Raw genomic sequence first — 6,510 nt, 5'->3', positions numbered from 1 at the left:
CCGGGAGTTTGTTAATGTCAAGACGATCTGGGTCGAATGAGATGTCTCATTTTTTGAACGATCAAAAAACGATACGCAAAAAATTACCACAGGTGCTACCTCTCTGCGCTCGGGTCGGCGACCCGTCTGTCCGCGCTTCGTCTAGCGCTGCGCCTTTCGCACCCCCCGGAGCGCGCAAGGCCGGGGGGTACGCCATGTGAATCCATGAATGCAGCGCCATCGCCCAAATCTCGAGCAGGGAGAGGGTTACAGGTCTACCAGCGAACCCAGCCCCCAAACCTCACACCCCAGCCCCCGGCCTCAACGCACGACGGTGAAGCGGGCCGTCCGAGTGCCCTGCTCAGTGGAGAGACGGAGGAAGTAGACGCCGCTGGCCAGGGGGGAGGCGTCGAAGGTTTCGACGTAGCGGTCGGGGGCGCGGGAGCCGTCGATGAGGACGGCGACTTCACGACCGAGCACGTCGTAGACGGCGAGCCGGGTGGCGCCGTCTTCGGGCACGGCGAACGGGATGGAGACGGTGCCGCGTGCGGGATTCGGTCGTGGACCTTCGAGCGTGAGCGCGGCGGAGCGATTCAGGTGGACGGTCGTCGGCGCCGAGCGGCTGGTGCTGCCGTCGACGTCGACCTGCCGGAGCCGGTACGTCAGCGTGCTGGCCTCGAACGGGACGCTACGGTCGTTCCAGGTGTAGTCGGTCGAAGACGACGTGGTGCCCTGACCAACGACGGCTGCCTGATCCGTCCAGGAGCCATCGTCGACGCGCCGCTCGATCACGAACCGGTCGTTGCCGGATTCGCTGAGTGTGGACCAGGAGAGTCGCACATCGTCGCCTTCCGGGATGGCAGAGAAGCCGGCAAGCTCGACCGGCAGGGCGGACGGATCCGCGGCGACGATGAACTCGCCCATCACGTTGAGTCCCGTCGCGCAGGCCTCGGGTCCACCGAAGTCGTTCGTTACGGTAACCGTAACGCCGGATCGGTTCGACACGTCGGACCAGCTGCTTCCAGCAACCGGGCGGCGCCAGAGCTCAAGGCGGCTGAAGTCGATGTCGGACTCCGGGTTCGTCAGCGCGGCCAGGCGAAAGCAGGCTTCCACCTCAAAGTCCACGGAGGGATCTGCCGTCCGGACCGTCCAGGAGCCGTAGGTTGCCAGCTCGCGATTGCTCGGGAGCGTCCCAGACGGCGGCGCCAGCGTCCGAGTGACGCCGACTTCCCACGCCTGCTCGGTGTAAGACGGGTCGATGGTGAGGTCGTACGTGCTGAAGCGCCACGCCGGCGGTCCGCCATTCTTCGATGCGGAAATGGATCCGCCCGCGGCCCACTCATACAGGTAGACCGGAAAGCTGAATTCGCTGGTGTTGCCCTCGGCGTCGGTCGCGGTTCCGTTCACTGAGATGTCGGACGACCCCGGCATCTGAGCGAGCGGAACGGTGACGGTTTTCGCCCCGGCACTGTAGTCCGACTCGGTGTATGTATCACTGCCGAGATACAGGGCGCCCTCGCTCACGGGAATCACGATGCTTTCCGTAATGCCGATCTCACCGGGCGCATCGTAGCCGGTGGACTTGCGGGCATCTCCCTTCGCGGGAGGCCCCGACCGCTTCCCCATGCCATCGCGCGCCGATGCCTGACCGTTCGCCCCGAACGGGTTGGACCGGACGACCCCGCCGACATCGAAGACGGCCTCGTAGAAGTCTACGGCCAGCGGATACGTCGAATGCGCCGGATCGGACGGAACGGAGTACGTGACGGTCAGCGTTCCCGCGGACAGGTCGACCGACGAACTCGAGATGACCGGTGTGTTCTGCTGCTGGTTTGCGCCTTCGTCCTCATCACTTTCGTAGGAGAACAGTCCGGAGAGGGCCTCGGGGACGGCATCGTTGCGGCTGATTCCATCGCCGTCCTGCCCGAGCCCGTCCTCCCCGCCGAGGGCAATACCGAGGGCGTCGTTCTGAAAGATCGCGTTCCCGCGAATGGCCGTGCGGAAGGCGAAGGCGCTTCCGTTGTAAGGAATGAAGACCCCATTCGCTCCGTTATGTGCGATTGTGTTCGCTTCGCCAGATCCGATTCCGCCGATCCGGTTGTCGCTCGCGCCGTAGTAGGCGCTGATCCCCTCGTCGGCATTTCCCATCGGGTCGTCGTCGACGTCAAGGCCGATACGGTTTCCGTATACGTTTACGTTGTCGGCGTGAAGGTGAATCCCGTCATCCCCGTTCGCTGCGATGACGTTACCTTCGCCAGATGCGCTCCCGCCAATAACGATCGGTTCGGCGGACGCCACACCCGTGTTGGACAGATGGACGCCGTCGTCCCCGTTCCCCAGAACCTCCGTCCCGCTGGCGCTCGTGCCAACGTAATTGCCCGAAATCGTGGCGCCGGCCACGCCCGGTCCGATGTCGATCCCGTGGTTCTCGTTACCGCTGACGACGTTGCGCTCTGATGCAGTCGCTCCGCCGACGGTGGTGCTCCAGGTGCCGATTACCATCCCGTTCCAGTTGGGAGCGGCAGTGGTGCCATCGGGCAGGACGCCGAGAAAGTTGCTAGTGATGTCGAACGTATCGGATGACAAGCGCCGAAAGTCCGTGTCCACGAGAAAGAGGCCGACCCCGGAGAAGTCGCCGGTCTTGACGTTTACGATCGACAGTCCGCGCACCGCCGAGGTGCCGCCGGCTTCGATCTTCAGGCCCCAGCCGTACTGGAAGTCGATATTGCCCCCGTCGATGACGACGGCCGGTGTCCCGACGGCATAGTCTGGCTCGGTGGTCGCGTCTACGACGACCGGCCCGTAGAGCTTCGGAAGCGGCGTGGACGGCTGGATGGTGTGTGGTGCCGCGCCGGAGATGTCGAATGCGATCGTGCTCGCTGCGCCGTCGTTGTTGGCGGCGCGGATAGCTCGCCGGAGGGTACCCGGTCCGACGCTCCCCGTCGACGTCACCGTGTACGTGGAGGCCGCGGCCGGCAGCAGAATGCCCACCTCGCTTGTGTTGCCATTCCCATCCGTTGCCGTCGCGACAATTTCAGCGCCGGGGGAAAGCGACGACACGGAAAAGCTGGTGGTTTCGGTCCCGCCGTCGTAAGAATCCGATCCCAGGTACGTCTCCGGCTGACCGGATGCATCCGCGGCGAAGAACTCCACCGTCAGCGGGTACGGAGCGGCCATGGTCGACACCGGGACCTCGTAGTCGATTGTGAGCGTCGACCCGTCGTAGCTGGTTGATCGAAGGACGGGCTTATTCAGCAGCGTGTTGGGTCCCGTGTCGCCGTCTGACGCGCCGTCGTTTGGCGTGATGCCGTCGTCGCCAAGGTCGATGGCTGCAAAGGCATTGTCGAAAATAGCGTTCTGCGTGATGCGGTTGCCCGTCGCCGTTCCACCGTCTTCCAGCACGAGAACGCCGACGGCGCCCATTCCCTGGATCCGGTTCTGCTCGATCAGTGCACCGCTGACGTCTTCCAGCACGACGCCGTTGTTACCGCCGGAAACGGTGCCGTTTGGGTGCACGCCGAGCCAGTTCTCCGCGATCGTGTGGTTGGTGCCCTCGCGCAGGACAAGCAGGTCATCCTGGGTATCGTCCGCGTCGAACATGGCGATGCCACGTATTGAGGACGCGGAGTGCCCGGACACGATGAAGGCGCCGCCGAACGCCTCGGAGGCATCCACTGCAACGCTCGGGGTGCCCGTGGAGGTGTCGAAGTCGGGTTCCGTGGTTCCATCGATGACCACGGATTCGGTGATGGTCGGGAGGGGGTCGTTGAACGACTGCGTTCCTGCCTCAATCACATGCGGGCCGGCGCCGGGAATGTCGAATTCGATCCGGTCCGGCGTCGAGGCATCGACGTTCGGGGTCGCATTCGCTTCCTCGATCGCGCCGCGCAGCGAGCAGGTGCCCGACGCCGCCGTGCAGCCGGCTGTTTCCGTGGCATCCGTCGACGAGTTGACCGTGAACACGGTTTGCCCCGATGCAGGCGCCGTCCCCGCAAGAGCGGCCCATGAAAGGAGGAACAGGGCGAGCAACAGCAGTCGGGTACTCCGAACGACGTACGACATAGCGGAGAAGGGCGGTGGCGGAAGCGGACGGAGCGCGAAAATACATAAATGTCTCTGTATTTTTTCATGCGTAGCGTCGGCTCGCAACCGGACACGCCGGGGGCGGTCGCACTCGCTCCGTCCCTCGGGTTGCGTGCTCAGGTCTCTGTCTCATTTTTTTGAGCGACCAAAAAAACGAGACGCAAAAAATCACCACAGGTACTACTTCGCTCCGCTCAGGTCGGTCGCCCGTCTGTCCGCGCTCCGGCGGGCGGCTGCGCTTTGGCGCACCAACCGGTACTAGCTCGCTCTGCTCGCGTCGCACCAAACCGGCACTAGCTCGCTTCGCTCCCGTCGCGGAACGAATCGAAAGGGCCCGTAGGGTCATCCTGGCGACTCGCCCGCGGGGCGGGCTCAGACAACGATTCGTTCTTTTCGCGCCTTCGCTTCACCGCCTGATTCGCCGGATCGCGCAAGGCCGGGAGGTACGACACGTGAACCCATGATTACGGTGCCGTGGCCAGAATCTGGAGCACGGACCGACGTACCAGGTGTCCTTGCGAACCCAGCCCCCAAACCTCACGCGCCTTCGCCCTATCGCCCTTTCTCCACGGCCGGAATGCGCAACGCCTGGAGAACGGCTCCTGAGGGCCCGCGTCGCCCTGGAACAAGGCCACATGCTCGCCCCACGAAGACTTACACACATACAAATCTACACACATACAAACCTACAGTCGCTTCCCCCAGCGCACCTCCATACCTTCAGACCTTCATCCATTCACACATTCAAACAGCATTTCTGCCGCGCAAGGCCGGGGGAGAACGACTTTGCATCGATAGACCGGGGAGTCGCCCCGCCTTGCTTGCGCCTCCTCCCGCATTCAGACCTTGATACAGTCGTTGGCCCTTGCGAAGATCGGCGTTCAGAGGGGCCGGGGAGCGGAGCGTCCTATCCTTTACCTTTACCGGAGACTAGCGCCACGCGTCGGCGGGGAAATTCTCCGTGTTTGAGCCCCTGAAGCGGCTCGCTTCATCAAGGTGAGGTTGGTCTTTTGAAGGGGCGAGTTCGGAGAATTTCAGCGGAGTGAACCGACTCCCTCGCCGATCTTCGGCAGGCCTTGACCTTTTTATTTCATGAGTCGCTTCGCTCGCCTCGCCGGTTTTTGGGTCAAGCAAAAAAAAAGGCACCAGGCAGCGGGAGAGGCGTGCTCGATCCTTGATGGCTCATTTTTTTGAGCGACCAAAAAAACGAGCCGCAAAAAAAGTCACCCGTCATACCGCGCTTCGTCTAGCGCTGCGCCTTTCGCCACGAAACGAATCCAAACTCGCGAGCGGAGCTCGCTCAAACAAGGATTCGTTCTCGTCGTGGCTCTGGCTCCGCGCTCAAGACGACGAACCGCGCAAGGCCGGGGGGTACGGCATGTAAATCCATGTATGCAGCGCCATCGCCCGAATCTCGAGCAGGGACAGTCGTACAGGTGTAGCAGCGAACCCAGTCCCCAAACCTCGCCCCCCCCCTTCCCCCTTTCCCACCGACGCGAACCCAGCACTCAGAACCCAGAACTCGGAACTCGAAACCCAGAACCCTGAACGAAAAACCCACCCTGGATCGATTGGGCTCGCTGTCATACCATGGAGCAGCCCCTGCCCCAACTTTTTGTTCTGCCATGAACGCCGACCGCTGGACGCAGATCGAACGGATCCTGGATGCGTATTTCGACCAGGAGGATGAGGTAAGCGATCGTGCGCAGCTTCTGCTCGACCTGTGTGATGGCGATGCGGCGTTGCGCGATGAGGTCTCGGCGCTACTGGACGCGGAGGCCGACGTCGACGCGGTGCTCGAGCGAGACGCAGCGTCCCTCGCGGCGCCCATCGCGGAAGAGATCGTCGCCGAGGAGTTTCCGGACGAGGACGCGGCCGGCGCTCGCATCGGGCCCTACGAGCTGGAAGAGGAGATCGGCCGGGGCGGAATGAGCGTCGTGTACCGCGGGCGTCGCGTGGACGGGCAGTTCGACCGGGAGGTTGCTATCAAGCTGCTGCCCCGGGCGTTTTCATCGGAGCGGCGCATTGCCCGCTTCCGGGCCGAGCGGCAGATCCTGGCGCAGCTCAAGCACCGCTCCATCGCGTCGATGCTGGACGGCGGGGTGACGGAGTCGGGCCGACCCTTTCTCGCGATGGAGCTGGTGGAGGGCGTGCCGATTACCGAATACTGCGAGACCAACAGCTGCTCGGTCGAGGAGCGACTGGCCATGTTCGAGGACGTCTGCCGGGCCGTGGAGCACGCCCACCGGCGCCTGGTGGTGCATCGCGACCTGAAGCCGGGCAACATCCTCGTCGCTGAAACAGCGGACGGCCCCGTGGTGAAGCTCCTGGACTTCGGCATCGCGAAGCTGCTGGACGAGGACGACGCTGCGTGGACGGCCCCGGTCACGCGAACGGGGGAGTACCTGATGACGCCGCAGTACGCCGCGCCGGAACAGGTTCGGGGGG

Annotated in this window: 2 protein-coding genes; one reads left to right on the top strand and one right to left on the bottom strand. The window is 63.7% G+C overall.

Annotated elements, in window-relative coordinates:
* Positions 1 to 300: 300 nt before the first annotated feature.
* Entirely contained in the window at positions 301 to 4,041 is a 3,741-nt protein-coding gene (locus tag ACFCU0_RS16270) for a T9SS type A sorting domain-containing protein (protein WP_434974740.1), read from the bottom strand.
* 1,646 nt (positions 4,042 to 5,687) lie between these two features.
* Here ACFCU0_RS16270 and ACFCU0_RS16265 point away from each other — a divergent pair.
* Positions 5,688 to 6,510, top strand: an 823-nt coding sequence (locus ACFCU0_RS16265; RefSeq protein WP_434974739.1) for a serine/threonine-protein kinase, incomplete at its 3' end; no start/stop codon positions are given.

The organism is Longibacter sp. (genome assembly GCF_051155795.1).
Classification (GTDB): Bacteria; Bacteroidota; Rhodothermia; order Rhodothermales; family Salinibacteraceae; genus Longibacter.
The sequence above is the reverse complement of the archived record's forward strand: the minus strand, read 5'-3'. Positions and strand labels throughout refer to the sequence as shown.